Source organism: Microbispora sp. KK1-11, assembly GCF_006874435.1.
GTDB classification, from domain to species: Bacteria; Actinomycetota; Actinomycetes; order Streptosporangiales; family Streptosporangiaceae; genus Microbispora; species Microbispora catharanthi.
Window position 1 is genome coordinate 116,413 of sequence record NZ_VIRJ01000003.1, and the last position, 15,144, is coordinate 131,556.

Annotated in this window: 13 protein-coding genes; 11 read left to right on the plus strand and 2 right to left on the minus strand. The window is 71.2% G+C overall.

The window, feature by feature from the left end; translation table 11 throughout:
* The first annotated feature begins 111 nt into the window (after positions 1-111).
* From FLW16_RS05985 to FLW16_RS06005, 5 genes are all read left to right on the plus strand, one after another.
* Entirely contained in the window at positions 112-969 is an 858-nt protein-coding gene (locus FLW16_RS05985) for a carbohydrate ABC transporter permease (RefSeq protein ID WP_185949306.1), read from the plus strand.
* 19 nt (positions 970-988) lie between these two features.
* On the plus strand, positions 989-1,867 hold the full coding sequence (locus tag FLW16_RS05990; protein WP_142558464.1) for a carbohydrate ABC transporter permease: 879 nt from the start codon (positions 989-991) through the stop codon (positions 1,865-1,867).
* 33 nt (positions 1,868-1,900) lie between these two features.
* Positions 1,901-3,190, plus strand: coding sequence for a sugar ABC transporter substrate-binding protein (locus tag FLW16_RS05995; RefSeq protein ID WP_142558466.1), 1,290 nt, complete (start codon positions 1,901-1,903; stop codon positions 3,188-3,190).
* A gap of 144 nt (positions 3,191-3,334) precedes the next feature.
* The gene (locus FLW16_RS06000) at positions 3,335-4,498 is read left to right on the plus strand and encodes an enolase C-terminal domain-like protein (protein WP_142558468.1); all 1,164 of its coding nucleotides are present in this window, start codon (positions 3,335-3,337) and stop codon (positions 4,496-4,498) included.
* A 31-nt stretch (positions 4,499-4,529) separates the two neighbouring features.
* On the plus strand, positions 4,530-5,303 hold the full coding sequence (locus tag FLW16_RS06005; protein ID WP_079315726.1) for an IclR family transcriptional regulator: 774 nt from the start codon (positions 4,530-4,532) through the stop codon (positions 5,301-5,303).
* 25 nt (positions 5,304-5,328) lie between these two features.
* On the opposite strand, the gene FLW16_RS06010 is transcribed toward FLW16_RS06005, so the two are convergent.
* Positions 5,329-6,204 (minus strand): NmrA/HSCARG family protein, encoded by an 876-nt coding sequence (locus tag FLW16_RS06010; RefSeq protein ID WP_142558470.1) that lies wholly within the window; start codon positions 6,202-6,204, stop codon positions 5,329-5,331.
* 29 nt (positions 6,205-6,233) lie between these two features.
* On the opposite strand from FLW16_RS06010, the gene FLW16_RS06015 reads away from it, so the two are divergent.
* Together FLW16_RS06015 and FLW16_RS06020 are read left to right on the plus strand one after the other, a co-directional pair.
* On the plus strand, positions 6,234-7,205 hold the full coding sequence (locus tag FLW16_RS06015; RefSeq protein ID WP_142558472.1) for a helix-turn-helix transcriptional regulator: 972 nt from the start codon (positions 6,234-6,236) through the stop codon (positions 7,203-7,205).
* A 58-nt stretch (positions 7,206-7,263) separates the two neighbouring features.
* On the plus strand, positions 7,264-9,801 hold the full coding sequence (locus tag FLW16_RS06020) for a DNA translocase FtsK (protein WP_142558474.1): 2,538 nt from the start codon (positions 7,264-7,266) through the stop codon (positions 9,799-9,801).
* A gap of 45 nt (positions 9,802-9,846) precedes the next feature.
* Here FLW16_RS06020 and FLW16_RS06025 read toward each other — a convergent pair whose 3' ends face one another.
* Positions 9,847-11,352, minus strand: a complete 1,506-nt coding sequence (locus tag FLW16_RS06025; RefSeq protein WP_185949273.1) for a PucR family transcriptional regulator — start codon at positions 11,350-11,352, stop codon at positions 9,847-9,849.
* A 94-nt stretch (positions 11,353-11,446) separates the two neighbouring features.
* On the opposite strand from FLW16_RS06025, the gene FLW16_RS06030 reads away from it, so the two are divergent.
* The 4 genes from FLW16_RS06030 (at position 11,447) to FLW16_RS06045 (ending at position 15,114) form a co-directional block, all read left to right on the plus strand.
* Positions 11,447-11,896 carry a nucleoside deaminase gene (locus tag FLW16_RS06030; RefSeq protein WP_030510660.1) on the plus strand — a complete coding sequence of 150 codons (450 nt, stop codon included), beginning with the start codon at positions 11,447-11,449 and terminating at the stop codon, positions 11,894-11,896.
* Positions 11,893-12,849: an isopenicillin N synthase family oxygenase gene (locus tag FLW16_RS06035; protein ID WP_142558478.1), complete on the plus strand. Its 957-nt coding sequence runs from the start codon at positions 11,893-11,895 to the stop codon at positions 12,847-12,849. The genes FLW16_RS06030 and FLW16_RS06035 overlap by 4 nt, the downstream gene beginning before the upstream one ends.
* On the plus strand, positions 12,846-14,234 hold the full coding sequence (locus FLW16_RS06040; RefSeq protein ID WP_142558480.1) for a cytosine permease: 1,389 nt from the start codon (positions 12,846-12,848) through the stop codon (positions 14,232-14,234). Before FLW16_RS06035 ends, FLW16_RS06040 begins: the two co-directional genes overlap by 4 nt.
* A 160-nt stretch (positions 14,235-14,394) precedes the next feature.
* Positions 14,395-15,114, plus strand: a complete 720-nt coding sequence (locus tag FLW16_RS06045; protein WP_185949274.1) for a helix-turn-helix domain-containing protein — start codon at positions 14,395-14,397, stop codon at positions 15,112-15,114.
* The last annotated feature ends 30 nt before the right edge of the window (positions 15,115-15,144 follow it).

Here is a 15,144-nt window from a genome sequence, read left to right on the forward strand (position 1 = left end):
GACCGAGGCGTGAACATCACCGTTGATCCGTCCATGTTTGTGAACTACGTTCAGGAATATGTCTTGAACATGGTTCGGGAAAGTCGCAGAGGAGATGCGCCGGTGACGACGATGCGCCGCAGGGCCGTGCCGTACCTGCTGATCTCACCGACGGTCGCGCTCATCGCCGCGTTTCTCGTCTACCCGATCGCCAGCGTCGCGTACTACAGCCTGCAGCACCGCAACCTCACCCGGCCATGGGCGGACGGCTTCGCCGGTCTCGACAACTTCCGGCGGATGCTGTTCGAGGACGAGGTCTTCTGGCACAGCCTGGGCTTCACCGCCAAATGGGTGATCGTCGAGATCGGCCTCCAGCTGATCCTCGGGCTGGCCCTGGCCCTGATCGTCAATGAAAGTTTCATCGGCAGGGGGCTCGCCCGGTCGCTCGTCTTCTCGCCCTGGGCCGTCTCCGGGGTGCTGACGACGGGCATCTGGATCCTGCTCTACACGCCGAGCACCGGGGTGCTGCGCTTCCTCGGGCAGCCCGAGGCGGCGGTCCTCGGCAACCCCGACACGGTCTTCCCTGCCGTGGTGGTGACCGAGCTGTGGCGCGGCGTGCCGTTCTTCGCGATCCTCCTGCTCGCCGGCCTGCAGGGCATCCCGGGCGAGCTCTACGAGGCGGCGGCGGTGGACGGCGCCGGGCGGACCAGGCGCTTCCTCCACGTCACGCTGCCGCACCTGCGGGACGCGATCGTGCTGGCCACGCTGCTGCGCGGGGTCTGGGAGTTCAACAACGTCGACCTGCTCTACACGCTCACCGGCGGCGGCCCGGCCCAGGTCACGACCACGCTGCCGCTGTACGTCGCGCAGCGGGCCGTCGACTCCAAGGACTTCGGGTACGGCTCGGCGCTGACGATGGCGGGCTTCGTGATCCTGCTGTTCTGCTCCATCCTCTACCTCCGGATCAGCCGGTTCGGCGAGGAACGATGAAGAGGCGAGGGGTTTCGCAATGAGCGCCGACGTGATGACCCGCCCGCGCACCCGAGCGGTGCCCGCGGGGGCCCGCCGACGGAAGAGGCGCGATCCCGGCCGCGTGCTGCGGCTCTACGTCCCCCTGGGGATGTACCTGGTCTTCACCCTCGTGCCGTTCTACTGGATGCTCGTGTTCGCCCTGCGGCCGGCCGGATCGACCGACCCGGTGCCCTGGCCGATCACGTTCGAGCACTTCGAGACCGTCTGGAACGACATCGGCTACGCGGTGTTCTTCAAGAACAGCGTGATCGTCGGGGTCTGGTCGCTGCTGGTCACCACGGTCATCGCGGTCATGGGAGGGTACGCGCTGTCGCGCTACCGGTTCCGCGGCCGGGGCCTGTTCATGGTCGTGCTGCTGTGCACCCAGTTCATCCCCGGCGCGATGATGCTGATCCCGCTGTTTTCGATCTTCAAGTCGCTCGGCCTGATCAACAACCTGGCCAGCCTCATCGTCGCCGACACCGTCTTCAACCTGCCCCTGTCGATCATCCTGATGAGCGGGTTCATCTCGGCCGTGCCGTTCACGGTCGAGGAGGCCGCGATGGTCGACGGCTGCACCCGGTTCCGCGGCTTCCTCGCGATCGTGCTGCCGCAGCTGCGGCCCGGCCTGATCGCCGTGGGGTCGTTCGCCTTCATCCACACGTGGAACAACTTCCTGTTCGCGCTGATGTTCGTCAGCAGGCAGGACAGCTTCACGATCCCCGTCGGGCTCAGCTACACGATCGGGGAGTACAGCGCCGACTTCGGGGCCCTGGCGGCAGGGGGCGTCGTCGCCGCCCTGCCGGTGGTCTGCGTGTTCGCAGTGGTCCAGCGCTATCTCGTGCACGGCATCAGCGCCGGCGCGGTCAAGGGATAGCAACCCCCCAGCCTGTCTCAAGCAGGAGGAACCATGAAGATGAAAGTGGCCTGGGCGGCGCTCGCCGTTCTCGCGGTCACCGCTACCGGATGTGGGTCGGACTCGGGTTCCGGCGAGGGCTCCGGCAAGACGACCATCACGTTCTGGGACAACAACGGGGGCGCCCGCACCCCGATCTACCAGGAGCTGATCAAGCGGTTCGAGGCGGCCAACCCCTCGATCCACGTCGAGTACGTCGGCGTCCCCATCGCCTCCGTCCAGCAGAAGTACGACACCGCCGTCGCGGGCGGGGACACCCCCGACGTCGGCGGCGTCACCACGTCGTACCTGGCCAACCTGACCGGCCAGCAGGCGCTGGAGCCGGCGGACGAGTGGCTGGCCAAGAGTTCGGTGAACGGCAAGCTGGCCACGCCGATGCTCGACTCGGTCCGCAAGACCGTGCCCGACGGCAAGCTCTACCTGGTGCCGGGCACCTCCAACATGGACGTGGTGTGGTACCTGAAGGACAAGCTCCAGCAGGCGCCGGGCACCTGGGACGAGTTCTTCAAGGACGCCGACGACCTGACCAAGAAGCCCGACGAGTACGGCTACACCATCCGCGGCGGCGCCGGCTCGATCTTCCAGATCCTGGCCGAGATGTACTCCTACTCGGGCGTGAACGCGTTCTTCGACGCCTCCGGCAAGAGCACGGTCAACGACCCGAAGAACGTCGAGTTCCTCACCAAGATGGCCGGGCTGTACAAGAAGGACACCCCCGAGGCCGACGTCACCAACGACTTCCCGAAGATGGTCGCCGCGTTCGGCACCGGGAAGATCGCGATGATGCACCACAACCTGGGCTCCTACAACGACCACGTCAAGGCCCACGGCAAGGACAAGATCGGCGCCTTCGCGCTGCCGACCGGCCCCGGCGGCAAGCGGACCGTCGTCGCCAACCCCGTGGACGGCTTCGCGGTCTTCAAGAACAGCGAGCACAAGGACGCCGCCTGGAAGTTCGTGGAGTTCCTGGTCTCCCACGACAGCAACAGCTACTGGAACCAGCAGACGGGCCAGATCCCGGCCAACACCGAGGCGCAGGGCGACTCCTGGGTGCAGGGCCTGGAGCACCTGAAGACGGCCGTCGACACGCTGAACGACCCGAACACCCAGGTCGTGTCGCCGCCCTACTACCTGCCGCAGTTCTCCTCCATCACCAAGGCCGACACCGAGCCCCTCTTCCAGAAGGTGCTGCTCGGCCAGATGAAGCCCCAGGAGTTCCTCGACACCCTGGCGCAGAAGCTGACCGACGCCCAGGCCGAATGGAAGAAGGCGACCGGCGGCTGACGACCGCCGCCGCGTCCCGGGACCGGGCCGGTGCGTCCCTGACCGCGCACCGGCCCTCCGGGCCCGATGGACACCGCCCCTCCGGGCCCGATTGACACGGCCCCTCCGGGCCCCCTCCAGCACCGAAAGAGAAGGGAAGAGTCCATGGCGGTCGTCGAACGCGTCATCGTCACGGTCTTCACCACGGTCACCAAGTCCGTGGTGGACGGGCACGGCCACCGGCATCCCGGCCCGCCACGGGAGGTGCGGGAGGCGCTGCTGGCCGTCACCGACAGCGACGGCGCGACCGGATACTGCCTGGCGGCGCCGGACACCGTCAGAGAGGCGATGATCACGGGCCACATCGGGCCGGCGCTGATCGGCCAGGACAGCCTCGACCGGGAGCGGCTGTGGCACCGCGTCGCCCGCCGGCAGCGGGGCGCCCAGGGCAACCTGTCCGACCGGGCGCTCAGCGCGGCCGACCAGGCCCTGTGGGACCTCGCCGGGCGCAAGCTCGGCCTGCCGGTCTGGAAGCTCCTCGGCGGCGCCCGCTCCGAGGTGCCCGCCTACGCGAGCACGATGTGCGGCGACGACATCCCCGGCGGCCTGGCCACCCCCGAGGACTACGCCGCCTTCGCCAAGGAACTCGTCTCCCGCGGCTACCGCGGGATCAAGCTGCACACCTGGATGCCGCCCATGCCGTACGGCGTGGACCGCGACATCGAGGCGTGCGCCGCGGTCCGGGACGCGGTCGGCCCGGACGTCGCGCTCATGCTCGACAGCAACCACTGGTACTCCCGCTCCGAGGCCCTGGCCCTCGGCAGGGCCCTCGACGAGCTGAACTTCGCGTGGTACGAGGAGCCCATGGAGGAGGCCTCGGTGCAGTCGTACCGATGGCTCGCCGACCAGCTCAGGACGCCGATCCTCGGGCCGGAGACCTCATGGGGCAAGCACATGGCGCGGGCGGAGTGGGTGGCCGCGGGGGCCTGTGACATCCTCAGGGTCGGCGTGGTCGGCTCCGGCGGGATCATCCCGGCGATCAAGGCGGTCCACCTGGCCGAGTCGTTCGGCATGGACTGCGAGATCCACGGCAACGGCTCCGGCGCCCTCGCCGTGATCGGCGCCACGCTGTGCGGGCAGTGGTACGAGCGAGGGCTGCTGCACCCGCACTCGGACTACGACACGCCCGCCCCGCACCTGCGGTCGATCGTCGACCCGCTCGCCGACGGGAAGGTGCGGATGCCGGACACTCCCGGACTGGGGGATGATCTGGATATGGACTACATCGCCTCCCGGACGGTCGCCTCCTGGGGAACCGGCTCACAATAGGAGGCGGACAGGCGGGTCAGGGAGGTTACACATGGCGGAACCCGTGCCGCACGTGAAGTCGGCACTCCGGACGGTCGAGCTGCTCGACTTCTTCGCGCAGTATCCCGGACTGCACAGCCTCACCGACCTACAGGGCAAGCTGGGCTACCCCAAGAGCAGCCTGCACGCCCTGCTGCGGACGCTGGTCGACCTCGGCTGGATCGAGACCGACGTCACCGGCACGCTCTACCGGATCGGCATGCGGGCTCTGCTGGTCGGGGCGACGTACATCGACGGCGACCCGGTGGTCCAGCTCGCGCACGACGCGCTGGACTGGCTGGCCGAGGTCACGGGCGAGACGGTGCACCTCGCCCGTCTCGACCATTTCGACATCGTGTACCTCGCCACGCGCGCCTCGCGGCACTACCTGCGGCCGTTCTCACGGGTGGGCCGCCGCCTGCCGGCGAGCACCACGTCGCTCGGCAAGGCGATCCTGGCGAGCAGGGACGACGACGAGGTGCGGGCGATGCTGCCCGCCGAGCTGCCCTCGCTGACGGCCCACACGATCGTGGACGCCGAGGAACTGCTGGTCGACCTGCGCCGGGTGCGCAAGCAGGGCTACGCGGTGGACCGCGAGGAGAACACCGAGGGGCTGCGCTGCTTCGGCGTCGCGCTGCACATCAGCGACCCGCCGCGCGACGCCATCAGCTGCTCGGTGCCGATCCCGCGCCTCACGCCCGAGCGGGAGAAGGAGATCGCCTCCTGCCTCCTGGAGGCGCGCGAGCGCATCGAGCGCTCCGCCATGCGGCAGCGCCGCGCCTACTGACCGGACGCGGCTCCGCCGCCGCGCCTCACGCTTTCCAGCCGGTGGCGCGCAGCCACGTCTCCAAGGTCATCAGGCCCGGGTGCTCGGATCGCAGGGCCCGCAGATCGACCTGTGCGGGCGGTTGCTCGTCGAAGAACTCGTACATCCGGGCCACCCACTCGTCGAACGCGCGCACCTGCTCGATCGGCGTCCGTTCGAAGCGGGCCGGCAGGCCGCACACCCGGCCGAACGTCGCGGCGATCTCGGCCGGGGTGAGCTCGTCGGCGCCCAGGTCGACGGTGCGGCCGAGGAACCGGCCGGGGCGCTCGAAGGCGAGGGCGGCGAACACCCCGATGTCCTCGACGGCGATCAGCTGCATCGGCGTGCCGGGCTGCGCGGGGAGCCGCACGACCAGCGTGCCGTCCTCCAGGACCGGCCGGTTGTAGGTGGCGAAGTTCTCCATGAAGGAGACCGGGCGCAGGATCGTCGCCGGGAGGCCGAGGGCGTGGATCTCGCGCTCGATCCGTGCCTTGCTCTCGAAGTGGGGGATTCCGGAAGGGGTGTCGGTGCCGGGAACCGAGCTGTACACCAGGTGTCCCGTGCCGATCTCCGCGGCCAGCCGGGCCACCGTCAGGCCCCGCCGCTCCTCGGCTGCGGCGCCCTCGACGGTGATCCTCGGGCCCTGCATCATGCTCAGCGCCAGGAAGACCCCGTCCACGCCCCGCATCGCGCGGCGCAGCGACGCCTCGTCGTCCAGGTCGCCCACGACGACCTCCGCCCCCGACTCATCCAGGTTCTTCGCGGCGGAGCCGCCCGGGTCGCGCACCAGGGCGCGTACGCTCCGGCCCCGGGCGAGCAGTTGCCGCGCGGTGGCGCCGCCCTGCCGGCCCGTGGCGCCGACCACCAGTACGGGATCGCTCATGGCGCCTACCTCCGTGGCAGACTCGCGGTGTGAAGGATCATGGACGCCACGATAACGAGACGGCGTCCGGCGGTCCTGGCACTCGTGCTGCCAGTCACGCACCCGGCCGCCGGGCCAGGGCGTCGGACCGCAGGTCCGAGCTCGGCGCGTTCCTCCGCGCCCGGCGGGCCCGCCTGCGTCCGGCCGACGTCGGCCTGCCGGAAGGCGATCCGGCCCTGCGCCGCACCCCCGGCCTGCGCCGCGAGGAGATCGCCGAGCTCTCGGGCGTCGGTGTCACCTGGTACACCTACCTGGAACAGGGGCGGGACATCTCGGCGTCGGCGCAGGTGATCGACGCGCTGGCCCGCGCGCTGCTGCTCGATCCCGACGAACACCGCCACCTGCGCGACCTGGCCGGCCTGGCCCCGCCGGACACGCCGCCCGGCGAGGGGGAGCGGCCACGGGACCGGCTGCGGCGCCTGGTGGACGCCGCCGCCCCGAACGCCGCCTCCGTGTACGACGCGCGCTTCGACTATCTGGCCTGGAACACCCCCTACGCCCTGCTCCGCCACGATCCGCTGACGCTCCCGCCGGGCAGGCGGAACCTGCTGTGGATGATGTTCACCGACGCCGGCAACCGCGCCCGGATGGTCCATTGGGAACCCGCCGCCCGCGCCGTGATCAGCCAGTTCCGCGCCGCGATGGGACGCCGGCCCGGCGACCCCGCCTTCACGGCGCTCGTGGCGGAGTTGAGCGAGGTCAGCCCGGAGTTCCGGGAATGGTGGGCGGACTACCCGGTCCGCCGCTTCAGGCCCGCGACGGTCGCGATCGACCATCCCGAGATCGGGCGGCTGGACCTGGAGATGTTCCAGCTGCGTCCGGCGGAGCACCCCGATCTCCTGCTGGTGCTGCAGGTGCCGGCGGGCGAAGACGGTCGCAGGCGGGTGACCTCGCTCCTCGACGGACGGCGGGACTCCGGCTTCCCCCCAAAGGGCAGCGCCCCAGAGGGCAGCGTCCTATAGGGCGGCCTCCCGGCGCGCCGCCCCGGTAATCGCCCGCATCCGGGGTAACTTCGGCATCATGGCCACCCGTACGTCCGGACAGGGGTCCGGCAAGCGCCCCGCGTCGCGCTCCGGATCCCGTACGGCTTCCCCGAAGCGATCCCCGGCGGGTTCCCGAGGCAGGGCGGCGCCCAAGGCCGCGCCCAAGCGGCCGGTCGCCACCGGACAGGACCCGATCAGCTGGTTCTTCCTCGTGATCGGCAAGCTCGTCATCGGCATGTGGATGCTGGTGGCGAACGGCGTGGGCATGGCGGCGCGGGCACTCGGGCAGGGAGCCCGCGACCTCGACCCCGTGCACCGCCGCGACGGGCAGGGGCTGTCGGTGCTCGCGGGCGCCATCGTGCTCGCCGCCCTGATCTGGCGGGACAACAAGACGGGATTCGCCGAGTTCGTCGACGCCGTGGTGCGCGGGACGGTGGGATCGCTCGCCTGGGCGGTGCCCGTGCTGCTCGCGCTGCTCGCCTGGCGGCTGCTGCGCCACCCCGACCAGAACGCCGAGACCGGCAGGATGGGCATCGGCTGGACCGCGCTGCTGGCCGGGATCCTCGGGATCGTGCACGTCGCCCACGGCACGCCGTACCCCTCAGGGGGGCCCAACGACGGCATGGACAACGTGTCGGCGGCGGGCGGCATGATCGGCTTCATCGTCTCGGCTCCGCCGTCGAGCATCCTGCCGGCGTTCATCACGATCCCGCTGCTGGTGATGCTGTCCGGCTTCGGCCTGCTGGTGATCACCGCGACCCCGGTCCACCGCATCCCCGAGCGCCTCGCCGAGATCCAGCACATGCTCTTCCAGCGGCCGGAGGAGACCGGGGAGCCCCGCAAGGCCCCCGCGCCGGCCAAGAAGCGCACGCGCAAGCCGCAGGGCGGCGGGCGCGGCGACACCGAGGGCGGCGACGGCGTCAAGCCGTACGACACGCCCGTGCTGTCGGAGAAGGACCACTCGCCGGAGATCGTCCCCGGCCTCGTGGACGACGTCGTGGAGTCGGCCGAGCCGACGGAGCCGGAGATACCCAAGCCGGTGCCGCAGCCTCCGCTGCCGACCCCCGCGCCGCGCAAGGTGGAGCAGCTCGTCCTGTCGAGCCAGGAGGGGCCGTACACGCTGCCGGACCTCACGATGCTGCGGCCGGGCAGCGCGCCCAAGCAGGAGACCAAGGCCAACCGGACGGTCGTGAACGCGCTGACCAGCGTGCTGGAGCAGTTCTCCATCGACGCGCAGGTCGTCGGCTTCACGCGGGGCCCGACGGTGACCAGGTACGAGATCGAGCTGGGCCCGGCCGTCAAGGTCGAGAAGGTCACCGCGCTCACCAAGAACATCGCCTACGCCGTCAAGTCCGCGGACGTCCGGATCCTGTCTCCCATCCCCGGCAAGTCGGCGATCGGCGTGGAGATCCCCAACGTCGACAAGGACCTCGTGTCGCTGGGCGACGTGCTGCGCTCGCAGGTGGCCCAGGCCGACCACCACCCTATGATCGTCGGGCTGGGCAAGGACGTCGAGGGTCGCACCATCGTGGCCAACCTGGCCAAGATGCCGCACATCCTCATCGCGGGCGCCACCGGCGCGGGCAAGTCGACCTGCATCAACGGGCTGATCTCCTCGATCCTCCTGCGGGCCACGCCCGACGAGGTCCGCATGGTGCTGGTCGACCCCAAACGGGTCGAGCTCAGCTCGTACGAGGGCATCCCGCACCTCATCACGCCCATCATCACCAACCCGAAGAAGGCCGCCGAGGCCCTCGAATGGGTGGTGGGCGAGATGGACCGGCGGTACGACGACCTGGCGGCCAGCGGCTTCCGGCACGTGGACGACTTCAACAAGGCGGTGCGCGCGGGCAAGCTGGTGCCGCCGCCGGGCAGCGAGCGCGTCTACCAGCCGTACCCGTACCTGCTGGTGATCGTGGACGAGCTGGCCGACCTGATGATGGTCGCGCCGCGCGACGTGGAGGACTCGATCGTCCGCATCACGCAGCTCGCCCGGGCCGCCGGCATCCACCTGGTCATCGCCACCCAGCGGCCGTCCGTCGACGTCGTCACCGGCCTGATCAAGGCGAACGTGCCCTCGCGGCTGGCGTTCGCCACCTCCTCGCTCGCCGACTCGCGGGTCATCCTCGACCAGCCGGGAGCCGAGAAGCTCGTCGGGCAGGGCGACGCGCTGTTCCTGCCCATGGGCGCGAGCAAGCCGATGCGGCTGCAGAACGCGTTCATCTCCGAGAAGGAGATCGCGGAGCTCGTCGACCACTGCAAGGCCCAGATGCAGGCCGAGTATCGGGAGGACGTCGCCGCGCCCGCCGCCGCGAAGCGGGAGATCGACGAGGAGATCGGCGACGACCTCGACCTGCTGATCCAGGCCGCCGAGCTGATCGTGTCGACCCAGTTCGGCTCCACGTCCATGCTCCAGCGCAAGCTGCGCGTGGGCTTCGCCAAGGCCGGGCGGCTGATGGACCTGCTGGAGAGCCGCAACGTGGTCGGCCCGAGCGAGGGGTCCAAGGCCCGGGAGGTGCTCGTCAAGCCCGACGACCTGCCCGGCCTGCTCGCCGACCTCCGCGGCGGCGAGTAGCCGCCGGGCCTCGCCGAGCGTCTGCACGGCCTGGATCGCCTGACCTCAGCGGTTTGCGACCCGGTGGGCGGCGGTGGCGAGCAGCAGGGCCGCGTGCGCGCCGGGGTCGGTCACCGGATGGCCCAGCAGCGTCTCGATGCGCTGCAGCCGCTGGTAGAACGTCTGCCGGCCGAGGTGCAGCGCGGCGGCCGCCCGGGTCGCGCTGCACCCGTGCAGCAGGAAGACCTCCAGCGTGCCGACGAGGTCGGTCCGGTGGGCCGTGTCCCAGTCCACCAGCGGGCCGATGGTCCGCCGTACGAGCTCAGCGGTGTGCCGGGCGTCGGCGTGGCGGGTGAGCTCCAGCTCGAGGGCGAGCGCGCGGGTGGTGACGAGCCGGGCGTCCCGCCGCAGCCCGAGCGCGGCCCGTGCGTCCCGCAGCGAACCGCCCAGCTCGGCCAGGCCGGTCGCGGCGTGCCCCACGGCGACTCTGAGCTGGGGGGTGTGCAGCCGCCGCAGCGCCTCCTCCAGCGCCTGGGCGGCCGCACCGGCGGCGTCCGCCACGGCCACCGGCACCGCGAGGGTGCCGAGCACCAGCCGGCCCACCCGCCCGCGCAGGGCGGTCGTGTGCAGGATGTGCGCGGCCCGGTCGAGCACGGCGAGCGCGGCCGCCGTCTCCAGGGCGTCCACGGCCACGCCCACCAGCAGGTGGGCGGGCCCGGTGGGCAGGCCCGCCATGACCGCCCGTACGCCGGGGTCGGCCTCGGCCGTGCCCTCGATGAGGTCCCGCAGCAGCGCGGACGCCTGGCGGTCGCGCTCGCTCGGCGGACTGCCCGTCCTGAGCATGGCGAGGGCGAGGGCGACGGCCGTCCGCTCCAGCGCGATCGCCAGGTCGTCGGCGGGCAGCGCCGAACCGGGGCCGGCCACCAGCCGCCCCCAGGGATGGCCGTGGAGGGTGACCGGTGACTCGCAGACCGCACGCTCAGCCGCGCGCCAGGCGTCCCGGTCGCTGCCCACGCCGTGGGCGGCGACCAGCGCGCCGCCGGCGGACAGAAGCATCAGCGGGGCCCCCACGACCTCGGCTCCGGTCGCCAGCACCCCGGCGACCCCGGCGCCGGCGATGAGCGCCTCGTTGAGGGCGCGGGTGGCCGAGTCGCCCACCCGCAGCCGCCGGCTCGCGTAGTCGACGATCAGCGTGTTGACGTGCTCCGTGATCCGGATGAACGGGACGACCGCGTGCAGGGCGATGAACGGCAGCTCCTGCCTGCGGGCCTCCTCCACCAGCTCGCGCGGCGTCTCGGGGAACGTGCGGCCGAGTTCGAGGGCGACCCCGGCCACGCCCCTGGCGGCGATCTCCCGCAGGTAGTGCCGCCGCGCCCCCGCGTCGGTGCCGGCCAGGCCGAGCCCGGTCGTCAGCAGCAGCTCGCCGCCGGTGAGCAGGGGGCCGATCTCGTATATCTCGCTGGAGTGCACCCATCGGACCACCCGGTCGAGCGCACCCTCCCCGGCGAGGACCTCCGGCCGGGCCTCCCGCAGCACCTCGAAGGACAGCAGCTCGCGCAGGGTCAGAGGCATCGGTGCACCCCTATACGGATCGTCCGTTAAGGGTCGCCATAGTACGGACGTTTCGTCCGTTCCCGAAGGCCCGGCGTGGAGGGATAGTGAGCGCATGACAAGCGACGCCGCCATGCTCAGCGTGGCCCTGGAAGAGGCCAGGAAGGGGTTCGCCGAAGGCGGCGTGCCCGTCGGCGCGGCCCTGTTCGGCCCGGACGGCCGCCTGCTGGGGCGCGGGCGAAACCGCCGGGTCCAGGACGGCGACCCCTCGGTGCACGGGGAGACCGCCGCCTTCCGCGACGCGGGCCGCCAGCCCTCCTACCGCGGGACCACCATGGTGACCACCCTGTCGCCGTGCTGGTACTGCAGCGGCCTGATCCGGCAGTTCCGCATCCCGCGCCTGGTGGTCGGAGAGTGCCGCACGTTCATGGGCGCGCACGAGTGGCTCGCCGAGGCCGGGGTGGAGGTCGTCGTGCTCGACGATCCCGAGTGCGCCGGGCTCATGACGGCCTTCATCGCGGCCAACCCGGCCGTCTGGAACGAGGACATCGGAGATGAGGCATGAATTCGGTTCCCGTCGTCGACCTGACTCCCTGGTTCTCCGGTGAGGCGGACGGCCGGGCACGGGTGGCCGCCCAGGTCGACGCCGCGCTGCGCGAGATCGGCTTCCTGCTGGTCACCGGGCACGGCGTGCCGGCCGCACTGCGCGAGGACGTGCGCGCCGCGGCCCGGCGGTTCTTCGCCCTGCCCGCCGAGGTGAAGCAACGGTACGCCGCCACGGTCGGGGAACGGGGCTGGCTGCCGCCGGGCGTCGAGGCCAACGGCTACGCCGAGGGCACGCCCACCCCGCCCGACCTCAAGGAGACCTTCGCCGTGGGCGCCGACCAGCCGATCGGCGTCCCGGAGATCGACGCCGACTGGTTCCTCGCCAACGTCTGGCCGTCCGAGGTGCCCGAACTCCAGGTGCTGCTCACCCGCTACCTGGCGGAGATGCGCTCGCTGGCCGGCGAACTCCTGGTGGTCTGCGCGGCCGCCCTGGGGATCGAGGAGGACTTCTTCGCCTCCCGGGCCGACCACCCGTCGTACACGATGAACATCAACCGCTACCCGCCGCTGTCGCAGGTGGGCGAGCCGGAGCCGGGGCAGTTCCGGATCGGGCCGCACACCGACTTCGGCACCGTGACCGTGCTCGACCGGCAGCGGGGCGTCGGCGGCCTGCAGGTCTACACGCTCGACGGCGAGTGGATCGACGCGCCGTTCGTGCCGGACTCGTTCACGATCAACATCGGCGATCTGCTGGCCCGCTGGACGGGCGACCGCTGGCGCTCCACCCGGCACCGGGTGCTCCCGCCCGACCCGTCGGCGCCGGACGAGGAGCTGATCTCGCTCATCTACTTCTACGAGTGCAATCCCCTGGCCGAGGTGGAGTCGCTCGGCCCCCCGATCGGCCGGGTCTCCTACGAGCCCGTCCGCGCGTCCGACTACCTCCTCGAGAAGCTGAGGGCGATCACCGTATGACAGTTCTGGAACCCCCCGAAGTCGCCGTACGCGAGGGCCGGTACGGGGACAAGGTCGCCGCGATCGAGCCCGGCGGCATCGAGTTCATCCCTCTCTCCGAGCGCCACGGCAGGCCCCGGCAGCTCTTCTGGACGTGGACCTCGCCGAACCTGGAGTTCGCCACGATCTTCCTCGGGGTTCTCGCCGTGGCGGCGTTCGGGCTCGGCTTCTGGCAGGCCGTGCTCGCCGTCGTCGTGGGCAGCGGCCTCGGGGCCCTCACCCACGGCGTGCTGTCGGCCAGGGGCGTGAGCGCGGGGCTGCCGCAGATGGTGCTCGGCAGGCTGCCGTTCGGCTATTGGGGCAACGTCATCCCTTCGGCGTTCAACTCCGTCGCCGCCGGAATCGGCTGGTTCGCGGTCAACAGCGTGAGCGGCGCGCTCGCGCTGAACACGCTGACCGGCCTGCCGGGCTGGGCCTGCCTGCTGATCGTCGTCGCGGTCATGGTGGCGCTCGGGTTCTTCGGCCACAACCTGGTGCAGGCCTTCGAGAAGTACGCGTTCCCGGTCCTCGCGGTGATCTTCGCGGTCACCTCCGTGATCATCCTGTCGAAGGCCCAGCCGGGCTACGCGGGCAGCGGGGGAGGGCTGGGCGGCTTCCTGCTGACCGTGGGCGCCACGTTCGGCTACGCGGCCGGCTGGAACCCGTACGCCGCCGACTACACGCGGTACCTTCCGCAGGACGCGAGCAGGCGGGCCACCGGCCTGTCGGCGGGCCTCGGCGTGTTCGTGTCGTGCGTGCTGCTGGAGGTCGTCGGCGCGGCGTCCGTGACGATCGGGGGCGGCGACGCCCTCGGGCAGCCCACCTCGGCGTTCACCGGCCACCTGCCCGCGCTCGTGGCGAACCTGACGCTGCTCGCGATCGCCCTCGGGGCCGTGTCGGCCAACGCGCTCAACGTCTACTCGGGCGCGATGTCGCTGCTCGCCCTCGGCGTACGGCTGCCGCTGACGATGCGCCGGGCCATCGTCGCGCTGGCCTGCGGCGTGATCGGCTTCGCGGTGGCGCTTTCGGGCCTGGAGGACGCCGGGCACAAGTACGAGGCGTTCCTGCTGGTCATCGCGTACTGGATCGGCCCCTGGCTGGGCGTGGTGCTGACGGACATGCTGCTGCGGCGCGGCCAGGACGTCCGCGCGCTCGAACCGCTCATGTTCGACCGGCGGCACGCCAACTGGGCCGGGCCCGTCGCGATGGTCGCAGGGGTCGTCCTGTCGGTCTGGCTGTTCTCCAACCAGGAGCAGTACGTCGGCCTGGTGCCGCGGAGCGTGCCCCAGGTGGGGGACATCGCGTTCGAGGCCGGGTTCCTCATCTCCGCCGGGCTCTATCTCGCGCTGAAGCCCCTGCGGCGCTGAACGGGCCCCGGCCGCTCCCCGCGTGCACTCTCCGTGAACATTTGGCACACCCCCGGGTACCCATCGTAGCCAGTTACTGATTGAATGTGACTAACTACGCATTGTGGGGCGAGCTGCAAGCTCGGACAGGGGGGCGTGACCAATGAGCGTTGGTGCTGTTTTGGCCGAAGCCCGTGAGCGCGCCGGGCTGACCGTGCGTCAGCTCAGCGAGCGCACGCGGATCCGCGAGACCGTCATCGAACGCTTCGAGCGCGACGACTTCTCGGTGGGAGACTTCTACGCGCGCGGGCACATCCGGACCATCGCCTCCGACCTCGGCCTGGACCCGGACGAGATCCTGCGGCAGTACGAGCAGGAGAACGCCGACATCGCGTCTCCGGTCAAGGCGTCGGCGGTGTTCAGGGGCGACGTGGGGGAGCGGGCCCGCAGGGCCCCCAGCTGGACGAAGGCCGTCGCGGTGGCCCTGGCCATCGTCGCGATCGTCGTCGTCGCGCGGATGCTCGGGGGCTCCGGCGGGAAGACGGGCCCGACGGCCGCGCAGCTCCCGGTGACCGCGCCGCACGCGCACGCGCGTCACGAGAAGGGCCACGAGAAGAAGACCGTCGAGGATGCCCTCGCACCCGGCGTCGTGGTGGTGAAGGTCACCGCGCGCAAGCCGTCCTACATCAACGTGAGGGACGCCAAGGGCAAGGAGATCTTCCAGGGGACGCTGCCCGAGGGGAAGACCACGACTTATTCGGCCAAGGACCGGATGCGGGTGACCATCGGCGACGCGGGGGCGGTGCGGCTGGAGGTCAACGGAAAGGACCTCGGCACGCCGGGCAAGGACGGTCAGATGATCCGGCGGACCTTCGACGCGGGCGGCCCGAGTCCCCGTTAATCGCCGACTGCCGATACCGTAGTTCGCATC